The sequence below is a fragment of the Bartonella sp. MU37NMGALS genome, from assembly GCF_042194015.1.
GTDB classification, from domain to species: domain Bacteria; phylum Pseudomonadota; class Alphaproteobacteria; order Rhizobiales; family Rhizobiaceae; genus Bartonella; species Bartonella grahamii.
In genome coordinates this window covers 1-535 of sequence record NZ_JBHIML010000166.1, presented here as the reverse complement: position 1 = coordinate 535, position 535 = coordinate 1, and the positions used below count along the sequence as shown (strand labels likewise).

Sequence of the window (535 nt, the reverse complement as noted above, 5' to 3'; positions counted from 1 at the left end):
GCTGTTAAAGTATTGTTTAAGCAGCCATGCAAATGAACCTTCAACAAGTTTACCGGTTTTTGATTTAGGAAGTATAAGCCCTTGTAACTCGGCAAGTGCGCTTTTGTAGTTATCAACAAACTCTTGCGTTCCATAGGTACCGCGTATTCTAATGCGTTTGCCATGACCAATACGTACATACCATACAATTTTGCCATGTTGAGTAATTTGTTTAACGAGATGAGGAGGACGTGGTTTTGGCATGGTATTTTACATCTTAGAGAGTGCGGTTTCGTAATATTCATTCTTTGACAAATCTAAAAGTTTGTCTGGGTGGTTAACTGAATTTGGTATTGGAATATCGGATTTAAGATAGATAAGCAGTTCACCGGTAGGTTTGATTTCTACGAGTTCACAACCTTGTTTTTTAGCTTCTCTTAAAGCGCGTGCAATGGCTGGTTGCGTTATAGCAGCTGGACGAGGCGCCATATCTTTTCTCCTTACATTGAGATGCAATTCACGTGTGGCGTGAATCACGCATTACTTGAAAGTGTTA

The 535-nt window shown here is 39.8% G+C and carries 1 protein-coding gene and 1 pseudogene; both read right to left on the bottom strand.

Going from position 1 to position 535, the window contains the following annotated elements:
• Window positions 1–243, bottom strand: a pseudogene (locus tag ACFIJP_RS09740) (integrase); the annotation flags it as partial.
• Between the two features lie 6 nt (window positions 244–249).
• Complete coding sequence (locus tag ACFIJP_RS09735; protein ID WP_012755083.1) at window positions 250–468, bottom strand: hypothetical protein; 219 nt, start codon at window positions 466–468, stop codon at window positions 250–252.
• Between the last annotated feature and the right edge of the window lie 67 nt (window positions 469–535).

Bases quoted from the DNA above. Each gene is read 5' to 3' on its own strand.
- ACFIJP_RS09735 (WP_012755083.1), bottom strand. From the start codon at position 468: ATGGCGCCTCGTCCAGCTGCTATAACGCAACCAGCCATTGCACGCGCT.